The organism is Paracoccus suum (assembly GCF_003324675.1).
Lineage (GTDB): Bacteria > Pseudomonadota > Alphaproteobacteria > Rhodobacterales > Rhodobacteraceae > Paracoccus > Paracoccus suum.
The window spans coordinates 919,646-937,741 of record NZ_CP030918.1 but is presented as its reverse complement, the minus strand read 5'-3'; the positions used below and the strand labels follow the sequence as shown (position 1 = coordinate 937,741).

18 protein-coding genes and 1 pseudogene are annotated in these 18,096 nt (G+C 68.6%); 12 read left to right on the top strand and 7 right to left on the bottom strand.

What is annotated here, in order from left to right; genetic code table 11:
- The first annotated feature begins 130 nt into the window (after nt 1–130).
- Both ribA and DRW48_RS04500 read left to right on the top strand, forming a co-directional pair.
- On the top strand, nt 131–1,198 hold the full coding sequence (ribA, locus tag DRW48_RS04505; protein ID WP_114077359.1) for a GTP cyclohydrolase II: 1,068 nt from the start codon (nt 131–133) through the stop codon (nt 1,196–1,198).
- A complete protein-coding gene (locus DRW48_RS04500; protein WP_114075366.1) occupies nt 1,195–1,716 on the top strand; it encodes a L,D-transpeptidase family protein in 522 nt (173 codons plus the stop codon). The genes ribA and DRW48_RS04500 overlap by 4 nt, the downstream gene beginning before the upstream one ends.
- On the opposite strand, the pseudogene DRW48_RS04495 reads toward DRW48_RS04500, so the two are convergent.
- Nucleotides 1,707–2,362: pseudogene (locus DRW48_RS04495) on the bottom strand (YggS family pyridoxal phosphate-dependent enzyme). The gene DRW48_RS04500 and the pseudogene DRW48_RS04495 overlap by 10 nt on opposite strands.
- A 69-nt stretch (nt 2,363–2,431) precedes the next feature.
- Nucleotides 2,432–3,550, bottom strand: coding sequence for a porin (locus tag DRW48_RS04490; protein WP_162784671.1), 1,119 nt, complete (start codon nt 3,548–3,550; stop codon nt 2,432–2,434).
- A gap of 314 nt (nt 3,551–3,864) precedes the next feature.
- On the opposite strand from DRW48_RS04490, the gene DRW48_RS04485 reads away from it, so the two are divergent.
- From DRW48_RS04485 to DRW48_RS04460, 6 genes are all read left to right on the top strand, one after another.
- Nucleotides 3,865–4,395, top strand: coding sequence for a DUF3576 domain-containing protein (locus DRW48_RS04485; protein WP_114075364.1), 531 nt, complete (start codon nt 3,865–3,867; stop codon nt 4,393–4,395).
- Nucleotides 4,396–4,545: 150 nt separating this feature from the next.
- The gene (leuS, locus tag DRW48_RS04480; protein WP_114075363.1) at nt 4,546–7,086 is read left to right on the top strand and encodes a leucine--tRNA ligase; all 2,541 of its coding nucleotides are present in this window, start codon (nt 4,546–4,548) and stop codon (nt 7,084–7,086) included.
- Nucleotides 7,073–7,603 (top strand): LPS assembly lipoprotein LptE, encoded by a 531-nt coding sequence (gene lptE / locus DRW48_RS04475; RefSeq protein ID WP_114075362.1) that lies wholly within the window; start codon nt 7,073–7,075, stop codon nt 7,601–7,603. Before leuS ends, lptE begins: the two co-directional genes overlap by 14 nt.
- On the top strand, nt 7,600–8,631 hold the full coding sequence (gene holA / locus DRW48_RS04470; protein WP_114075361.1) for a DNA polymerase III subunit delta: 1,032 nt from the start codon (nt 7,600–7,602) through the stop codon (nt 8,629–8,631). Before lptE ends, holA begins: the two co-directional genes overlap by 4 nt.
- Nucleotides 8,632–8,641: 10 nt before the next feature.
- Nucleotides 8,642–9,841: a BaiN/RdsA family NAD(P)/FAD-dependent oxidoreductase gene (locus DRW48_RS04465; protein WP_338418430.1), complete on the top strand. Its 1,200-nt coding sequence runs from the start codon at nt 8,642–8,644 to the stop codon at nt 9,839–9,841.
- 110 nt (nt 9,842–9,951) lie between these two features.
- Nucleotides 9,952–11,199, top strand: a complete 1,248-nt coding sequence (locus tag DRW48_RS04460) for an MFS transporter (protein WP_114077357.1) — start codon at nt 9,952–9,954, stop codon at nt 11,197–11,199.
- A 4-nt stretch (nt 11,200–11,203) separates the two neighbouring features.
- Here DRW48_RS04460 and DRW48_RS04455 read toward each other — a convergent pair whose 3' ends face one another.
- Nucleotides 11,204–11,785, bottom strand: coding sequence for a transglycosylase SLT domain-containing protein (locus DRW48_RS04455; protein ID WP_114075360.1), 582 nt, complete (start codon nt 11,783–11,785; stop codon nt 11,204–11,206).
- A gap of 179 nt (nt 11,786–11,964) precedes the next feature.
- Between DRW48_RS04455 and DRW48_RS04450 the strand changes: the two genes are divergently transcribed.
- A complete protein-coding gene (locus tag DRW48_RS04450; protein WP_114075359.1) occupies nt 11,965–13,146 on the top strand; it encodes an acetyl-CoA C-acyltransferase family protein in 1,182 nt (393 codons plus the stop codon).
- Between the two features lie 88 nt (nt 13,147–13,234).
- On the opposite strand, the gene DRW48_RS04445 is transcribed toward DRW48_RS04450, so the two are convergent.
- Genes DRW48_RS04445 through fliF form a run of 4 tightly spaced genes read right to left on the bottom strand, consistent with a single transcriptional unit; the run spans nt 13,235 to nt 16,572 of the window.
- Complete coding sequence (locus DRW48_RS04445) at nt 13,235–14,083, bottom strand: flagellar type III secretion system pore protein FliP (RefSeq protein ID WP_114075358.1); 849 nt, start codon at nt 14,081–14,083, stop codon at nt 13,235–13,237.
- Nucleotides 14,080–14,337, bottom strand: coding sequence for a FliM/FliN family flagellar motor C-terminal domain-containing protein (locus DRW48_RS04440; RefSeq protein WP_114075357.1), 258 nt, complete (start codon nt 14,335–14,337; stop codon nt 14,080–14,082). The genes DRW48_RS04445 and DRW48_RS04440 overlap by 4 nt, the downstream gene beginning before the upstream one ends.
- The gene (locus DRW48_RS04435; protein ID WP_114075356.1) at nt 14,330–14,932 is read right to left on the bottom strand and encodes a hypothetical protein; all 603 of its coding nucleotides are present in this window, start codon (nt 14,930–14,932) and stop codon (nt 14,330–14,332) included. Before DRW48_RS04435 ends, DRW48_RS04440 begins: the two co-directional genes overlap by 8 nt.
- Entirely contained in the window at nt 14,929–16,572 is a 1,644-nt protein-coding gene (gene fliF, locus DRW48_RS04430) for a flagellar basal-body MS-ring/collar protein FliF (protein ID WP_114075355.1), read from the bottom strand. The genes DRW48_RS04435 and fliF overlap by 4 nt, the downstream gene beginning before the upstream one ends.
- Before the next feature lie 114 nt (nt 16,573–16,686).
- Between fliF and DRW48_RS04425 the strand changes: the two genes are divergently transcribed.
- The 3 genes from DRW48_RS04425 to DRW48_RS04415 are packed head-to-tail and all read left to right on the top strand — an operon-like array spanning nt 16,687 to nt 18,084.
- The gene (locus DRW48_RS04425) at nt 16,687–17,169 is read left to right on the top strand and encodes a flagellar basal body-associated FliL family protein (RefSeq protein WP_114075354.1); all 483 of its coding nucleotides are present in this window, start codon (nt 16,687–16,689) and stop codon (nt 17,167–17,169) included.
- Nucleotides 17,166–17,549 (top strand): hypothetical protein, encoded by a 384-nt coding sequence (locus DRW48_RS04420; protein WP_114075353.1) that lies wholly within the window; start codon nt 17,166–17,168, stop codon nt 17,547–17,549. The genes DRW48_RS04425 and DRW48_RS04420 overlap by 4 nt, the downstream gene beginning before the upstream one ends.
- Nucleotides 17,539–18,084, top strand: a complete 546-nt coding sequence (locus DRW48_RS04415) for a MotE family protein (RefSeq protein ID WP_114075352.1) — start codon at nt 17,539–17,541, stop codon at nt 18,082–18,084. The genes DRW48_RS04420 and DRW48_RS04415 overlap by 11 nt, the downstream gene beginning before the upstream one ends.
- Nucleotides 18,085–18,096: the final 12 nt, after the last annotated feature.

Genomic DNA, 18,096 nt, shown 5'->3' with positions numbered 1-18,096 from the left:
GCCTCCATCGCGTGATTGGGGGAAAGCTGCTTGCGCCCCGCGCGCGCCGCAAGCGACCTGCAATCAATCTCACGCCATGGTGTTGCCAGGGGGCGTTATGTTTCAGAATGTTACAGGAAAATCGCCCCCGATGACCGCCGCCCCCCTGCTGCCGACCTTGGCCGAGACGCTGGCCCGCGCCCGCGCCGACCTGCGGATCGGGCTGCCGGTGGCGGTCGATGGCACGCTCGGCGCGGCGGTCGAGACGCTGACCCCGGCCCGTCTCGCGGCGCTGCGCGCACTCGGCCCTCTTGTTCTGGCACTCACCGCGCGGCGGGCCGAGACGCTGAAGATCGGCCCTTATGACGGCGATCTGGTGCGGCTGGCGGTCCCGCCAGCGGCCGATCTGGATTGGTTGCGCGCCATGGCCGACCCGGCGCGCGACCTGGACCGGCCGATGAAAGGGCCCTTCAGCGCGGTCCGCTCCGGCGATGCGACGCCTGCGCGCGGCCTTTTGGGGCTGGCGAAGTCGGCGCAACTGCTGCCGGCGGTGCTGACGGTCGCGAGTCCCTCGCCCGCAGGCATCAACCAGCTGCCGGCCGGCCTGCTGATCGAGCAACTCTCGCGCGAGGCGCTGCTGGTTCCCGTCGCGGCCGCCGGCCTGCCCCTTGCCGCGGCGCCGGTCGCGCGCCTGCATGTGCTGCGTCCCGACGACGGTGGGGCCGAGCATTACGCGGTCGAGATCGGCACGCCCGACCGCGACGCGCCGGTGCTGGCCCGGCTGCACTCGGCCTGTTTCACCGGCGATGTTCTGGGCAGTCTGAAATGCGATTGCGGCCCGCAACTGTACGCCGCCCTCGCCGCCATGGGCGAGGCGGGCGCCGGGGTGCTGCTCTACCTCAATCAGGAGGGGCGGGGCATCGGGCTGGCCAACAAGATGCGCGCCTATGCCCTGCAAGCGCAGGGATTCGACACGGTCGAGGCCAACCATCGCCTCGGGTTCGAGGATGACGAGCGCGACTTTCGCCTCGGCGCCGCCATGCTGCGGCAACTGGGAATCGGGCAGGTCCGGCTGATGACCAACAACCCGGCCAAGGTCGAGATGCTGCAGCGCCACGGCATTGCCGTGACCGAGCGGGTGCCGCTGATCACGCCCCGGAACCGCCACAACACCGGCTATCTGGACGTCAAGGCGGCCAAGTCGGGACATCTGTTATGAGGCTGACCCCGGCCGGGCTGCTGGCCTTCGGGCGGCTGATTCCCGTCAGCCTCGGCCGCGGCGGGATTGCCCGCGCGAAGTCCGAGGGCGACGGGGCAACACCCGCCGCCCTGCTGCATGTCACGGCCACGCTGTTCCGTCCTGACCGGCTGGCGGCCCCTGCCCCATGGGCGCGGCCCATCCTGCCCGGCGATCTGTGGTGCGACGATCCCGCGCATCCCGCTTACAACCGTCCGGCGCGCGCGCCGATGGCCGCCTCGCACGAGGTCATGCGCCGCAGCGACTCGCTATATGACGTGGTACTGGTGACCGACTGGAACGCCGCCGGCCACCCAGGCGCAGGCTCAGCGATCTTTTTGCACCAGTGGCGGCGGCCGGGCTGGCCCACCGCCGGATGCATCGCCATGGCGCGGTCCGACCTGTTGTGGCTGGCGGCGCGGGCGGCGCCCGGCACACCGCTAGCGGTGCCGAATCTTGCCTCGGCCCGGGCGCGGCGGATGGCGCCCTCTCAGGTATAGGCGCGGGCGCCGAAGAGGGCGCTGCCGACCCGGACATGGGTCGCGCCCTCGGCAATCGCCGCCTCGAAATCGCTGCTCATGCCCATCGAGAGGCCCTCAAGGCTCAGATCCGCGGCCAGCTGGCGCAGTTCGCGGAAATGCGGGATCGGGTCCGCGCCCTCGGGCGGGATGCACATCAGGCCCTCGGGGGCAGGTCGAGCGAGCGCATCTGCCGAACGAAACTTGCGGTGTCCTGCGGTGCGACGCCGGCTTTTTGCGGCTCGGCCCCGGTGTTCACCTGAACGAACAGCGATGGCGCGCGGCCGGCGGCCTGGACGGCGCGGGAAAGCTTTTCCGCCAGCGAGGTGCGATCGACCGTGTGAATGGCGTCGAACAGATCGACCGCGACGCGTGCCTTGTTGCTTTGCAACGGGCCAATCATGTGCAGTTGCACGTCCGGATAGGCGGCGCGCCATGCCGGCCATTTTCCCTGCGCCTCCTGGACGTAATTCTCCCCAAAGATGCGCTGGCCATCGCGCAGCACCGCCTCGACCCGTTCGGGGGGCTGGACCTTGCTGACGGCGATCAGGGTAACGCTGCCGGGCGCGCGGCCGGCGGCAGCCTCGGCCTTGGCGATGCGGGCGCGGATTTCTGTGAGGGCGGACATAAGCCTAATGTCCAAAAGAAAAGAGCGGGCGCAAGGCCCGCTCTTTCCCAATCGACTGATCCGGGAGGATCAGAACTTCAGCTGCAGACCGAAGTCGGCGATGGTGCGGTCGATGTCGCGGCCGCCGCCCAGGAAGGCGCTGGTGCCTTCGATGTGGGCGATACCGCCTTTGACAACCGCGCCGCCGCCCAGGTCGTAGCCAGCGCCGATGCCGTAGATGTTGGCATCGTTGTCGCTACGCAGGCCGTTGGCCAGCAGGACCGAGTCGCCGTCCAGCTTGCGCCAGTAGCCAGCCAGCTGCACGCCGTTGGCCATCTTGTACTCGGCGCCGATGCCGTACTGACGGAAGTCGTAGTCGTCGCTCGAGATCGAACCGATCGAGTTCGAGCCGTCAACTTTGGTCGACAGGTAGATCGCCTTGAAGGTGATGCCGGCGACCGAGGTGCCGCCCGAGATACCCCAGGTGCGGTTGTCGTTGTCGAACACGTTGACACCGACGGTGGCGTCATCGCTCAGGCTTTCGTTCAGGTAGGTGTAGCTGACCGGGTCAACGAAGATGCCGGCTTTCTCGTAGCCGATACCGAAGGTGTAGTTGCCCAGGTTGTAGCCAGCGCCCAGCGACCAGCTGTTGCCGGTCAGACGCTTTTCGCCCGAGTAGCCAACGTACTGGTCCATGAACGACGCGTAGATCGAGGCGTCGCCGAACTTGTACTCGTACAGCAGGCCGGCTTCGTCATAGACTTCGGTGTCGAGGTCCGAACCGGTGTACTGCATCTCGTTGTAGTAGTTCAGGCTGGACACGCCGATTTCCGGCAGGTCGCCAACGGCGCTTTCCAGACCGGAGTCGATGTCACCGGCCGACAGCTTGCCGTAGGTGCCCGAAATCCAGACGGTGCCGCGGGTACCCGACGACGAGCCGCCGTTGCCGCCGACAGCGCGGCTGGCCTGGTCGGCGCGGAAGTTGGCGCCGAACGACAGACCCGAGTCGGTTTCGCCGGTCATGGTGAAGATGGCGCGAGCGCGGCTCACGGTGTTCCAGCCCGAACGGGTGCCGTCGGCGCAGGTGGAGCAGGCCAGGCCGTCGTCGTAGCGCAGACCAATGCGGGCGTCGCCCGTGACGGTGACTTCAGCGGCGGCAGCGCCGGCGAAGGCGACCAGCGCGCTGGTGGCGAGCAGAAGCTGTTTCATGTCGATCCCTCTTGTCTCTTGCGTGCCCCAACCGGGGATGCCGGCTTGGGTATGACCGATATCTCGACCCTTCACCCTTTCATTGCAACACAAGCGGGCCTTCATCGGGGCCGAAAGCCACGGCATGATGCAGATGGGTCACACAACCGGCATCGACCCAAACCACGCCGCCCGGTCAAAGCGGCGCACCCTCGTCCGGCGCCGCTTTGCCCGCCACCCGCGAAGCTGTGTCGCGACGCTTGTCGCGCGTGCGTGATCCGGGCTAAGGCTTGCGCGCGACACGAACCGAAGGCGCAGCGGGAGACCGGGAGACGATGATCAAAGCTTGGACCCTTGCCGCCCGACCAGTTGCCCACCGCCGCGCGGGAACGATTGCAGTTGCCGCCGTGCTGGTGGCCGGTCTCGCCGCGTGCGGCGGTGGCGGCGGCGGCGGCGGCTTGAATATCTTTGGTCCGTCGAAATCGCAGCAGGCCCGACAGCGCGCCGACCAGCCGCAGGAATCGACCGTCTGGGACCTGTTCGGCAACCGCCAGGACCCCAACAGCACCGTCGCGGTGAACAAGTACCTGTGGAACGCCTCGCTCGAAGTGCTCAATTTTCTGCCGATCCAGTCGATCGACCCGTTCACCGGCGTGATCGTGACCGGCTATGGCACCCCGCCCGGCGGTGGGCGCAGCTACCGCGCGACGATCAAGATCGCCGATCCGGCTCTGGACGCGCGCTCGCTGAAGCTGGCGCTCGAAGGTGCGGGCGGCGGATCGGTCGCACCGGACACCGTGCGCGCGGTCGAGGACGCCATCCTGACTCGCGCCCGGCAGCTGCGCATCAGCGACGGGCAATATTAACCCTAGCCGAACGCTGGCACCCGCCGGGTTATCACGCCAAGACGCGCGCGCGTGCGGCGGCCCGCCCTCGCATGACCCAAGGCTGGATTCGCCCCGCCGCGGCCTGTAAGTCGGCGGGGTTGTCCCGCCTCGCGCCCAAGGAACCCCCATATGCCGTATGATCCCGCCACAAGCGAAGCCCGCTGGCAGGCCGCCTGGGATCAGGCCGGCACGTTCCGCGCCACCCGCGACGCGCGTCCGAAATACTACGTCCTCGAGATGTTCCCCTACCCCTCCGGGCGAATCCACATGGGCCACGTGCGCAACTACGCCATGGGCGATGTTGTTGCGCGGTTCAAACGCGCGCAGGGATTTTCGGTGCTGCACCCGATGGGCTGGGACGCCTTCGGCATGCCTGCCGAAAACGCGGCGATGGAATCGGGCGGGCATCCGCGGGATTGGACCTATGCCAATATCGCGACGATGCGGGACCAGTTGAAGCCGCTGGGCCTGTCGATCGACTGGTCGCGCGAATTCGCCACCTGCGACGACGATTACGTCGCCCAGCAGCAGGCGCTGTTCCTCGACATGCTCGCGGCAGGCCTTGTTACGCGCAAATCGGCGATGGTGAACTGGGACCCGGTCGACATGACCGTGCTCGCCAACGAGCAGGTCATCGATGGCAAGGGCTGGCGCTCGAACGCGCCGGTCGAGCGGCGCGAGCTGACGCAATGGTTCTTTCGCATCAGCGATTTCGCGGATGACTTGCTTGAGGCGCTGGACGGGCTGAAGGGCTGGCCGGATAAGGTGCGCCTCATGCAGCAGAACTGGATCGGGCGCTCGCGCGGGCTTCAACTCCGGTTCGAGACGGTCGGCGCCCCCGAGGGGTTCGAGGGCATTGACGTCTATACCACGCGGCCCGACACGCTGATGGAGGCGCCGTTCGTCGCCCTCGCGCCCGATCACCCGCTGGCCGCTCGGTTGGCCAAGGACGATCCCAAGCTCGCGGCATTTGCCAATGAGGCGCGGCGGCTCGGCACCAGCGAGGAGGCGATCGAGACTGCCGAAAAGCTCGGCTACGATACTGGCCTGACCGTGCGCCACCCGCTGGACCGGGAACGGCTGATCCCGGTCTGGGTCGCGAACTTTGTGCTGATGGACTACGGGACCGGCGCGATCTTTGGCTCGCCGGGGCACGATCAGCGCGACCATGACTTCGCGCGCAAATACGACCTTCCCATCGGCGCCGCCTTCGGCCCCTTGGGTGCGACCGTGGCCGAGGCAGACGCCTTGGTCGCCGATGCCGCCTTCGTGCCGCCCAAGACCGATCGGGTGACCTATGTCCGCGGTTTCGCCGGCCCTGCTGACCAGACCGGCGCCGATGCGGTCGATCATGCGATCGCTCTCGCCGAAAAGCAGGGCTGGGGCGAGGGCGTGACGAAATACCGGCTGCGCGACTGGGGCATCTCGCGCCAGCGCTACTGGGGGTGTCCGATCCCCGTGCTCCATTGCGCCGCCTGCGGCACTGTTCCCGAGGCCAAGAAAAACCTGCCCGTCCTGCTGCCGCGCGATGTCAGCTTTGACCAGCCCGGCAACCCGCTGGACCGCCACCCTACCTGGCGCGAGGCCACCTGCCCGCGCTGCGGCGGCCCGGCCCGGCGCGAGACCGACACGATGGACACCTTCGTCGATTCGTCCTGGTATTACGCCCGCTTCACCGCCCCACACGCGGCGACGCCCACCGACCTGGCGGACGCGGACTACTGGATGAATGTCGACCAGTATATCGGCGGGGTCGAGCACGCGATCCTGCACCTGCTCTACTCGCGCTTCTTCGCGCGGGCGATGGTCCAGACCGGCCATCTGCCTGAAAAGGCGATCGAACCTTTCGATGCGCTATTCACGCAAGGCATGGTCACGCACGAGATCTACGTGACCCATGACGAGCGGGGCCGTCCCATCTATCACCTGCCGGAGGCGGTGACCGAGGGGCGGCTGGCCGATGGCACGGCGGTCGACATCATCCCATCGGCCAAGATGTCGAAATCCAAGAAGAACGTGGTCGATCCGGTCGACATCGTCACCCGCTTCGGGGCCGACACAGCGCGCTGGTTCATGCTGTCGGACAGCCCGCCGGAGCGTGACGTGGAATGGACCGCCGCCGGGGCCGAGGCGGCGCACCGTTTCCTCGCCCGCGTCTGGCGGCTGGCGGACGAGGCGCCGGCCGAGGGTGGCGACGATCCCGCCCTGACCCGCGCCGCGCACAAGGCGACGTCCGAAATCACCGCCGCGATCGAGGGCTTTGCCTTCAACAAGGCGGTCGCGAAAATCTATGAGCTGGCGAATGCCATCGCCAAATCCCGCGCTGGAGGCGAGGCGAGGCACGAAGCGCTGCGGATCATGGCGCGGCTGATGGCACCGATGGTCCCCCACCTGGCAGAGGAAGTCTGGGCCAAGGCGGGCGGCGAGGGCCTCGTCGTCGACGCGCCCTGGCCGGTCGCGGACCCGGCGATGCTGGTCGCGGACAGCGTCACCCTGCCGATCCAGATCAACGGCAAGCGCCGCGGCGAGGTGACCGTTGCCCGAAGCATGCCGCCGTCCGAGATCGAGGCGATGGTGCTGGCCGACGATCAGGTCCTGCGCTTTCTGGAGGGCGCAAAACCAAAGAAAATCATCGTCGTGCCCGGGCGGATCGTCAATGTCGTCGCCTGAGCGCGCGCCCGGGCGCGGACATCCAGGCCCCTTCACAAAGGGAATCTCGCGGCGCGCGGTCATTGCCGGCTTTGGCGCCGTCCTGGCACTGGCCGCCTGCGGCTTTACCCCCGCCTACGGGCCGGCTGGCAGCGGCGGCAAGCTACGCGGCCGGGTGCGGCTGCAGGACCCAAAGACGCCCGATGATTTCGCCTTCAATGCCCGGATGGCCGAGCGGTTGGGCGGCGAAGGTTCCGGCTATACCCTCAGCTACGGCCTGACCCTGGCCGCCACTCCACAGATTCGCAGCCTCGACGACATGACCAGCCGGTTCGCGCTGAACGGACAGGCCAGCTTCCGCCTGACCGACGCCGCCGGCAAGATCGTGACCGAGGGCGAGGTCAGCAGCTTCTCCAGTTATGCGGCGAGCGGCACCACCGTCGCCACCGTCGCGGCAGAGGCCGATGCGCGGGCGCGACTGGCCACCATGCTGGCCGATCAGGTGATGACCCGCCTGCTGGCAGCGCCGATCCTGTGAACCTCAGGGGCGCCGAGATCGCGCGCTATCTGGCACGGCCCGATCCCACCCGGCCCGCGCTGCTGATCTGGGGCCAGGACGCGATGCGCGTCGCACTGAAGCGGCAACAGGCGGTGGCGGCGCTGACCGGCCCCGATGCCGAGACCGAGATGCGCCTGACGCGCATCCCCGGCGCCGACCTGCGGCGCGACCCGGCGGCACTGATGGATGCGGTCAAGGCGGTCGGCTTTTTCCCCGGCCAGCGGGTCGTGCTGGTGGACGAGGCGACGGACGCCCTCGCCGGCGCGGTTTCTGCCGCGCTGGATGATTGGGCCAGCGGCGACGCAGTCATCGTGCTCGCCGCCGGCGCCCTGACCAAGGCCAGCGCCCTGCGCAAGCTGTTCGAGGGCCACCGCAGCGCGGTCTGCGCCCCGATCTATGACGATCCACCCGGCGAGGACGAGATCGAGGGCTGGCTGCGCGATGCCGGCCTGCACGAAGTGCCGCGCGATGCCATGCGCGATCTGACCGCCCTCGCGCGGGCGCTCGATCCCGGGGATTTCCGCCAGACAGTGGAAAAGATCGGCCTCTACAAACATGGCGATCCCACACCGCTGACCCCGGAGGAAATCGCCGCCCTCGCGCCCGCGACAATCGAGGCCGAGGTGGACGCCCTGATCGACCTGGTGGCCGAGGGGCGCGCGGCCGAGTTCGGCGTCCTGATGCGCCGGATCGAGGCGCAGGGCACGACGCCGGTGACGCTCGCCATCGCCGCGCTGCGCCATTTCCGGGGCCTGCACGCCGCCGCCAGCGATCCCGGTGGGGCGCAGGCCGGCCTGTCGCGGATGCGTCCGCCGGTGTTCGGCCCGCGCCGCGACCGCATGGCCCGGCAGGCGCAGGACTGGGGCATGACCCGGCTTGAGGAGGCCCTGCATCTGCTGATCGACACCGACCTGCAACTGCGCTCGTCCTCGCGCGCGCCGGCCATGGCGCTGGTCGAGCGGGCCCTGATTCGCCTGTCCATGCTGCCGCGCGGCAACCGCCGATGAGCGCTCCCCGGTGAGCGCGCCCGATGCGGTCCCGGCCCTGGTGATTGGCGCGGGGCCCGCAGGGCTGATGGCCGCCGAGACGCTGGCTGGCGCAGGCCATCCGGTGGTGATCGCCGACGCCATGCCGTCGCCGGCACGCAAGTTCCTGATGGCGGGCAAGTCCGGTCTGAACCTGACCAAGGCCGAGGACCCGGCCGCCTTTGCCGCCCGCATCACCGGCAGCGCCGCCCCGCACGTGCAGGCCGCCCTGATGGATTTCGGTCCCGATCAAGTCGCCGAGTGGGCGGAAGGGTTGGGGATAACGCTGTTCCGCGGCTCGACCGGGCGGGTATTTCCGGTCGGCATGAAGGCCTCGCCGCTGCTGCGGGCATGGTTGGCGCGGCTGGAATCGCGAGGCGCGGTGCTGCGTCGGCGTTGGCGCTGGACAGGCTGGCTGGACGGAGGTGCGCGATTCGAGACGCCGGAGGGTCCGCGTGTCATTTCGGCCGGCGTCACCGTTCTGGCGCTGGGCGGCGCCAGCTGGCCGCGCCTCGGCTCGGACGGCGCCTGGATCAATGTCTTGGCCGGGGCGGCCGTGCCGATCACGCCGCTGGCCCCTGCCAACATGGGGTTTCGCGTGGACTGGCACCCGGCGATGGCGCGCCAGTTCGGCCAACCGGTCAAGGGCACCGCGCTGCGCGCCGGCACCCTGGCCAGCCGCGGCGAGTGGGTCATTACCCCCGCCGGGATCGAGGGCGGGGCGATCTACGAAATTGCGGCCGCCTTGCGCGCCGGGGCTGGCGGGACGGTGGATCTGGCGCCCGACGTCGACACAGGCGCGCTGGCAGCGCGATTCGGCAAGTCGCGCGGCAGCCTGAGCCTTGGCAACTGGCTGCGGCGCTGCCTCGGCGACCCGGTAAAGGTGGCGCTGCTGCTCGAGTGGGGCGGGCCAGCGCCAACCGCGAGTCCCGCGGATTGGGCGGCGCGGGCAAAAGCCCTGCCGCTGCGCCATGCCGGACCCTTGGGGTTGGCGCGTGCGATTTCCTCCGCCGGCGGAATTGCCGGGCACGGGCTGGGCCCGGGCTTTGCCCTGACCGCCCTGCGGGGCACCTATGCCGCCGGCGAGATGCTCGACTGGGAAGCGCCGACCGGTGGCTATCTGCTCAGCGCCTGCCTCGCCACTGGCCGCGCCGCCGGGCTGGCCGCTGCGGCCGAATTGGCCCGCGCCTAGCCCTTCCCCGTACGACATATGCACGCCGCGCATATGCCCACAGCGCCGCGGGCAATTGACGCGTTGCAGGCCATCGTCACAGTGACCGGCGGGACATGGGGGAAATCACGATGAACAACACGCGGCCGCTGTTCACCCCGATCCTGATCGGCGGATGCGCGATTCTGCTGGTCAGCTTTGCCATTCGGGCCAGCTACGGCGTATTCCAGATCCCCATCGCGACCGAGTTTTCCTGGCCGCGCAACGAGTTCAGCTTGGCGATCGCCATCCAGAACCTCGCCTGGGGAATTGGTCAGCCGCTGTTTGGGGCCATGGCCGAGCGTTGGGGCGACCGCTGGGCCATCATCCTCGGCGCATTCCTCTATGCGCTGGGCCTCGTCATGACGGCAGTCTCGACGACCCCCGGCGCGATGCAGTTCTGGGAGATCGCGGTCGGCTTTGGCATCGCCGGGACCGGCTTTGGCGTCATCCTCGCCATCGTCGGGCGCGCTGCCAGCGACAAGAACCGCAGCCTTGCACTGGGGATCGCGACCGCGGCGGGCAGCGCCGGCCAGGTCTTTGGCGCGCCGCTGGCTGAGGCGCTTCTGGCACGGATGCCGTGGCAGGGCGTTTTCGTGGTCTTTGCCGTGATCGTGCTGGCCAGCCTGATCTTCCTGCCGCTGCTGCGCGGCACCCGCCCAGCGACGCGCACCGAGTTGGAGGAGAGCCTCGGCGAAGTCCTGGGCCGGGCCTTTCGCGACCCGTCCTACCTGATGATCTTCGCCGGCTTTTTCAGCTGCGGCTATCAGTTGGCCTTCATCACCGCCCATTTTCCCGCGATGATTACCGAGATGTGCGGCCCTATCGCGTCGGGCGGCTTGCTTGCCGGCATGGGCATCACCACGACCTCGGCCCTCGGGGCGCTCGCGATTGCGCTGATCGGGGTGGCCAATATAGGCGGGACCGTCCTGGCTGGCTGGCTGGGCAACCGCTTTCCGCGCAAATACCTGCTGGCGCTGATCTATACGGCGCGGACAATTGCCGCGGCGGCATTCATCCTGACGCCGATCACGCCCACCACGGTCATCGTGTTCTCGCTGGTGATGGGATCGCTCTGGCTCGCGACGGTCCCGCTGACCTCGGGGCTAGTCGCCCATCTATGGGGGCTGCGCTACATGGGCACCCTCTACGGGTTCGTCTTTCTCAGCCACCAGTTGGGATCGTTCCTGGGGGTGTGGCTGGGCGGCTGGCTCTATGACCTTTATGGCGATTACACCATCGTATGGTGGGTCGGCGTGGGCGTCGGCGCGTTCTCGGCCCTGATCCACCTGCCGATTCGCGAGGATCGGGAGCTCCCCGGCCGCTTGGTCCCGGCGTAACGCGCTAGCGGCGGCAGTTCGCAAGCTGGGCGGAATAAACCTGCGCCCGCGATCCGACCCGGCCGGCGACCGCGATCAGCCACGGCTTGCTCTGGTACGAGGCGTTGGCAAAGCCGCTGCGCCCCTCGTGATAGGCCAGGTACTGCGCGGCGGCGTCGGACTTGGAGACGCCCAGCCGCTGGTTGGTGCCATGCATGTACCAGCCCATGAAATCGGTCGCGTCGCGAATGTCGTCGCGGCGGGCACGGCGGTTGCCGGACTCCTTGACGTATTCCTCCCACGTGCCATCGAGGGCCTGGGAATAGCCGAAGGCACTCGATTGGCGGCCTATGGGAATGATTCCCAAGGCAAATTGGTGCGGCGTGCGGGCGTTGCCAATGAACTTCGATTCCTGATGGATGGTCGCCATCATCACCGGCACGGGCACGCCCCAGCGCCGTTCGGCCTGCTGCATTGCGCGCAGATAGGCGGGGCGCTCGGCCACGATCGCGCAGGCGTTTTCAAGATCGCGCGGCGCGCTGTAATCGCGACTGCCACCACAAGACGCGACCAGCAAGATCACCGCCAGCTTCAGATACCTGTTCATCCTGCCCCCACGCCGTTCGGCGTCTTTTGCGGGGCAGTCTAGGGAATCGGTCCGGCGGGGGAAATCACAAAGCCGCGGGACCGGCGGGGTCCCGCACGCTGGGGCGCGTGCAAGGCGCTTTCCTGTCCCGAATGTCGGGTCTAATGTCCAAGCGAAGGTTTATTGGGGAGTCCTTGGCGATGGCTGATACGGGAATCGTGATTCTGGGCGGCGCGCGCACCGCCATTGGCGGCTTTGGCGGCAGCCTTTCGACCGTGCCGCCGATCGACCTGGCGTCGACCGTGACGCGCGCCGCGCTGGAACGCTCGGGCGTCAGCGCCGATCAGATCGGCACCGTGGTGTTCGGCCATGTCATCAACACCGAGCCGCGCGACCAGTATCTGGCGCGCGTTGCGATGCTGGATGCCGGTATTCCCGACACGACCCCCGCCATGAACGTCAACCGGCTGTGCGGCTCGGGCGCGCAGGCGATCGTGTCGGCGGCCCAGGCCCTGATGCTGGGCGATGCCGATTTCGCCGTCGCCGGCGGCTCCGAAAGCATGAGCCGTGGCGGCTATATCGTGCCCTCGCTGCGCGCGGGCGCGAAGATGGGCGATCAGACCATGCTCGACATGATGGTGGGCGCGCTGACCTGCCCGATGGGCACCGGCCACATGGGCATCACCGCCGAGAACGTGGCGGCCGAGAACGACGTGACCCGCGAGGACCAGGACGCCTTTGCGCTGGAAAGCCAGCGACGTGCCGCCAACGCCATCGAGCAGGGGTATTTCAAGGACCAGATCGTCCCGGTCGAGATCAAGACGCGCAAGGGCACGGTCACCTTTGACAAGGACGAGCATCCCAAGGCGACCTCGGCCGAGGCTCTGGCCGGACTGCGCACCGCCTTCAAGAAAGACGGCACGGTGACCGCGGGCAACGCCTCGGGGATCAACGATGGCGCCGCGGCACTGGTGCTGGCGCGCGAGGACGCGGCGACCGCCGCCGGCCTCAAACCCGAGTTCCGCATCCTCGGCTACGCCCAGGCCGGCGTGCGCCCCGAGGTAATGGGCATCGGCCCGATTCCCGCAGTGCAGAAGCTGATGGAAAACACCGGGCTGACGGTCGACGATTTCGACGTGATCGAAAGCAACGAGGCCTTTGCCGCCCAAGCCATCGCGGTCAACAAGGGCCTCGGGCTGGACCCCGCCAAGGTCAATCCGAACGGCGGCGCCATCGCGCTGGGCCACCCGGTGGGGGCGACGGGCGCGATCCTGACGCTGAAAGCGATGCACGAGCTCAAGCGCACCCAGGGTGACAAGGCGCTGATCACCATGTGCATCGGCGGCGGCCAGGGCATTGCGCTGGCAATCGAGCGCATCTGACGATCCGACGCTTTGATAGGGGTCCCGGCGGTGACGCCGGGGCCTTTGTCGTGTTTCCATCCGGCCAGGCCGGATTATTCACGGCCAGTCACTGATAGCTGCGCACCAGAGCGCCAGCGACCATGCCCCAGCCATCGACGACGACAAAAAACGCGAGCTTGAACGGCAGGGCCACGACTGCGGGCGGGACCATCATCATGCCCATCGACATCAGGACAGCGGACACGACCAGGTCGATCACCAGAAACGGCAGGGCGATCAGGAAGCCGACCTCGAAAGCGCGCTGGACCTCGCTGAGCATAAAGGACGGCACCAGCACCGACAGCGCCGCTGCGGCGGGATCACCCAAGGCCGCCTCGCGCGCCACGTCGGCCTCGGCGGCCGAACTGCCGGGTGTTGCCGCTGCCGCGTCCATGCGGCCCGGCGCGACTTCGGCCAGGGCGGCCAGCGTGTCGGGGTCGGTGCGCGCCTCCATGAAGGCGCGGAACGGCACAATACCGCGGTCGAACGCCTCGCTGAGGTTGATCTGGCCGGCCTGCAGCGGTTGGCCCGCGACCCGCCATGCCTCGCGCAGGACCGGGTCCATGACAAACCACGTCAGGAATATCGACAGCACCACGATCAGCATGTTGGGCGGCGACTGCGGCAGCCCGATGGACTGTCGCAGGATCGACAGGACGGTGACGATGAACGGAAAGCAGGTGACGGCGATGGCGAGGCCGGGCGCCAGCGAAAGCGCCGTCATCGCAAGGACCAGAAACGCGGCGTTGCGGCCGACCCCGCCGGCCAATCCGCCGAGGCCGTCGGCAAGATCGCCAGCACCTGCGGGCGGGACAGGCAGGTTGGGCCCGATCGCCTGCGCCAGCGCCGGGATCGGCAGCGCCAAGGCTGCCGCCAGCATCACCGCACCGGCGGCCAGAAGCAGACGGTGCCTCATGCCGCCTCGGCCGGCCCAGAGATACGCACCGACAGCCGGTCGCCCGGACCCTCGCTGACCAGTAAGCCATGGGCGATCACCTTGTCGCCGACGCAAACCTCGACCCCGTCGCTGATGTCGCGGTCGAGCGTCAGCACGTCATCCGGCCCCAATGCTGACAGCTGTGCGACGGTCATAACTGCCCCGCCCAGGCGGATGGTCAGTTCGACCTTGATGTGATCGGTGGCAAACAGGGCGTCGATACGCTCACTCATCGGAATTCTCCTCGGGGGGGCTGGTGTCGGCGGGGCGGCCAGGATCGGGCGCGTCCATCTCGGCGACGATGGCCAGCAGCGCCGCCTGCAAGCGATCCGGGTCGAGGCGCACCAGACCGTCCGGCACGCCGAACTCCGCCCCAGAGCCGCCGGTGTCGATCTGGATCTGATGAAGCCCTCCGGAATCCAGCGCCGCGCGCAGGGCGGGAGCGGACGCGGCCTCGCAACGCAGGCGCGGCGGGGCCGGGATACCCGCCTCGATCTCGGCCGCCAGCGCCGCGCAGACCTGCGCCGACAGCGTCTCAGCGCGGAGCGGGGCGGCGAGGGCGGCGATAATGGCGCGCGCCACGTCGCTAATCTGTACCTCAAGGTGTCGGGAGGAATCGGCCAAGCGCCGGTCTTGGGCGGCAAGCTGCGCAGCTAGTTCGTCCACGGCGGCGGCCAGTATCGAGGCAGCGGCATCCCGTCCCTCGGCGAGGCCTTCGACCCGCCCGGCCGCACGCGCCATGGCTAGGTCGGCCTCATCAAACACTGCGGCCGGTGGTGGCGCGGGGGCGACCCGCAAGAATGATTCCAGCTGCAGGGTCTGGATCACGAGGCTGCCTCACCCTCGCCGATCCAGGCAGACAGCAGCTTGACGCTTTCATCCTGGCGGGTGCGCATAAGCTCGCGCAGGCGCTCGACCGGGCCCGAGCCGCCAGCCATCGGCTCGAACGAGAACTCCGGCATCGAGAAGTTCATCGGCAAGGCGCCGCTTTCGATTCCGACAGGGGCGCCCGGGTCCATGGGCAGGGCAAAGGCCGGCGCGGGCAGTAATTCGAACCCCGGTGCCTCCGTCCCCGCGCCGGCCGGTTGAGGCGTGCCTGACAGCATCGTCAGTCCCGCCGGGCCCGTCAGCGCGGCCGCCATCCGCGCCTTCAGCGCCGGGCGCAGCAGGACCAGCGCGATGCCCAGCGCGAAAAGGCCGATCAGCCCGAGGCGAGCCAGATCGTTCAGCGCAAGCCGGTCCAGCCAGCCTGGCCGCTCGGCCAGGGTGCCGCCGTCGGACACCGCCGCGAAGGGCAGCGACTTGACCGTCAGCTGGTCGCCGCGGGCCTCGTCAAAGCCGACCGCCGAGGCAACCAGCTCGCGGATCGCGCCGAGCTCGGCCTCGCTGCGGGGGACCAGCTGCTGCTTGCCATCCGCCCCCTCGGTCAACACGCCGTTCACCAGCACCGCGACCGTCAGGCGCTTGACCGCGCCGGGCTGGCGCAGCACCTCGCGGGTGACCTGGCTGACCTCGTAATTGCTGCGCTGCCGGTTCTCTGCCCGGTTGGCACGGCTCTGCTCGCCCGATTTCGAGGCCTCGCTGTCAGGCAGGTTGGACGAGGCCGTGACCGCGCCCGAGGCGCCGTTACTGCTCTGGTCCTTGGTTTCCTCCACTTCCTCTGAAACGAGCGCGCGCTCCTTGGGATCAAAGCGTTGCTCAGTCAGTTGCTCGCGCTCGCCGTCCAGATCGAGGTGCAGCTCGACGATGGCGTTGCCGCCGCCGACATGCGCCTCGAGGATACGCTCGACATTGCGCCGGATGTCGGCCTCGCGGTCGGCGCCGGACTGATCGTCGGCCGGGTTGATGACCCCCTTGGCGCTATCGATCACGCTGACTGCCTCTGGCGCCATACCCGGCACGCCCGACGAGATCAGAAATTGCAGCGAGCGGGCCTGCTCGCGCGAGAGGGGGGTGTTGGTCGTCGTGATCGTCACCGAGGCGGTGCCGGCCGATTCGCGGCGATAGCCGCGGGTGGTCGGAACGGCCAGATGCACGCGCGCCGATTTGACATTGGGCAGGGCGAGGATCGTGCGCGCCAGCTCGCCCTCCTTCGCGCGCCAATAGGCTGCATCGAACATCTGCGAGGTGGTGCCAAAGCCCGACATACCGTCGAGCAGTTCGTACCCCGAGCCGCCCGCGGCCGGCAGCCCCTGCGCCGCAAGATCCATGCGCAACCGGTCCCGATCGGCGCTGGCGACCCAGATCGTCTCGCCGCGCACCTCATAGGGAATGCCGCGCCGATCAACTTCGGCCACGACCTCGCCGGCCTGGGCGGGATCGAGGCTCGAGTAAAGCAGCGCCAGCGGGGTTCGCCCGGCCGCCCACGCAAATGCAGCAATCGCCAACAGCGAGCCGACAAAGACGCCTGCCAGCGTCAGCCGTTGCTTCCGGCTGCGCTCGGCCCAGTAGTCCCGCAGTTTCTGCAAGGCACACCCCTCGAATCGGTCAAGTTCTTCGACCAGCCGGTGTTAGCCCGAGGGGCGTTAAATATTGGTTAGTGCCCGGCTGCTAAGCCGATCCCGACGGACGGAGAATCAGCCATGACCGACCTTGCCCTGACGACCAATGACGTCGCCGAGCCGACCGCAGGCCGGCGGCGGCGCATGGTGCTGCTACTGGTCCTGCCCGTGCTTGCCGCGCTGGCTGGGGGCGCCAGCACATATTTTGGGCTCTGGTCGCCGCTGTCGCTGATCGGCGGCGCGCACCACGGGGCGGCTGACGAACCGGAGGTCGTGTTCGTGCCGGTGCCGCCGATCAACGTGACCTTGCCCGACCTGCGCCCTCGCCTGCTGCACCTGATCGTCACTATCGAGACGACCGAGGCAGGAAAGGCAAAGGTCGAGCATCTGCAGCCACGCGTCACCGACGCGTTCAACACCTTCCTGACCGGCATCGCGCCGGCCGCCTTTGACCGCCGCGGCATCCTGGAAATCATACGCGAAGAGCTGACGACCCGCGCCCGCCTCGCCATCGGCGCGGACGTTCCGGTCGAGGTTCTCGTCACGGAGTTCGCCCTGAAATGAACGGTTTGACCTTGCAGCACGTGGCCCAGATCGGCCTCGCCATAGCTTGCGTCGCGCTGGCGATCTATTGCGCCGTTCTGGCGCGTCGCCTTCGCCGGCTGAACGATCTGGAGAGCGGGCTTGGGGGCGCCATTGCGGTGATGACCTCCGAGGTCTCGCGCCTCGAGGCGGCGCTGGCGCAGACCCGGCGCGAGGCCGCTGGTGCCGGGGCGCAACTGGCCGCCGCTGTTGAAAATGCGCGCAACGAGCGCGCCCTGTGGGCGATCCAGACGCGGATGGCCCCGGTTTCTGCGCCGGGCGCAGGAGTGCGGATGCGCCGCCGCCGCAGGTCCGACAGCGATGATGCGCCCTCCGGCGCCGAGGTAAGCGATGTGGCGTAGGCGTCTTTTGCCGATCCTCGGGACCGCCTTCGTGCTCATGGGCGGGGTTCAGGTCGCCGCAATGGTCGACCTCAGTGCCGCGCAGGCCGCCGCCCCGGCGACCGCCGGGTTGCTGGCCGGCTGCACCGACATTCCCGAGGCGGTGGCGCTGTCCGACCTGCTGGCCTCGCGCAGTGCGGCGATCACCCGCTATCAGCAGGAACTGGACAAGAAAAAGGCCGAGATCGCCCTGGCCGAGGGCACGCTGACCAGCAAGCTGCGCCAGCTGAAGGCCGTGCGCGACGCAGGGACCGGACATAACAGCGAGATCAAGCGCGAGGTCAGTGACGACATCGACAGACTCGTCGGCGTCTATGACGCGATGAAGCCGCGCGATGCCGCTGCGGTGCTGGCAAACCTGCCCCCGGACTTCGCGGCCGAGATCCTAATGCGCGTCGATCCGGGCACCGGCGCGCAGATCCTGGCCTCTGTTGAGCCGGCCCAGGCGGCCATCCTGACTACGCATATGGGCGCCCGCCGCGTCCGCTCGAACTGAAAAGGGGACGCG

Bases quoted from the DNA above. Each gene is read 5' to 3' on its own strand.
- DRW48_RS04500 (WP_114075366.1), top strand. From the start codon at position 1,195: ATGAGGCTGACCCCGGCCGGGCTGCTGGCCTTCGGGCGGCTGATTCCC.
- DRW48_RS04485 (WP_114075364.1), top strand. From the start codon at position 3,865: ATGATCAAAGCTTGGACCCTTGCCGCCCGACCAGTTGCCCACCGCCGC.
- DRW48_RS04455 (WP_114075360.1), bottom strand. From the start codon at position 11,785: ATGAACAGGTATCTGAAGCTGGCGGTGATCTTGCTGGTCGCGTCTTGT.
- DRW48_RS04415 (WP_114075352.1), top strand. From the start codon at position 17,539: ATGTGGCGTAGGCGTCTTTTGCCGATCCTCGGGACCGCCTTCGTGCTC.
- DRW48_RS04445 (WP_114075358.1), bottom strand. From the start codon at position 14,083: ATGAGGCACCGTCTGCTTCTGGCCGCCGGTGCGGTGATGCTGGCGGCA.
- DRW48_RS04450 (WP_114075359.1), top strand. From the start codon at position 11,965: ATGGCTGATACGGGAATCGTGATTCTGGGCGGCGCGCGCACCGCCATT.
- DRW48_RS04460 (WP_114077357.1), top strand. From the start codon at position 9,952: ATGAACAACACGCGGCCGCTGTTCACCCCGATCCTGATCGGCGGATGC.
- DRW48_RS04420 (WP_114075353.1), top strand. From the start codon at position 17,166: ATGAACGGTTTGACCTTGCAGCACGTGGCCCAGATCGGCCTCGCCATA.
- leuS (WP_114075363.1), top strand. From the start codon at position 4,546: ATGCCGTATGATCCCGCCACAAGCGAAGCCCGCTGGCAGGCCGCCTGG.
- DRW48_RS04490 (WP_162784671.1), bottom strand. From the start codon at position 3,550: ATGAAACAGCTTCTGCTCGCCACCAGCGCGCTGGTCGCCTTCGCCGGC.
- ribA (WP_114077359.1), top strand. From the start codon at position 131: ATGACCGCCGCCCCCCTGCTGCCGACCTTGGCCGAGACGCTGGCCCGC.
- DRW48_RS04440 (WP_114075357.1), bottom strand. From the start codon at position 14,337: ATGAGTGAGCGTATCGACGCCCTGTTTGCCACCGATCACATCAAGGTC.
- lptE (WP_114075362.1), top strand. From the start codon at position 7,073: ATGTCGTCGCCTGAGCGCGCGCCCGGGCGCGGACATCCAGGCCCCTTC.
- DRW48_RS04425 (WP_114075354.1), top strand. From the start codon at position 16,687: ATGACCGACCTTGCCCTGACGACCAATGACGTCGCCGAGCCGACCGCA.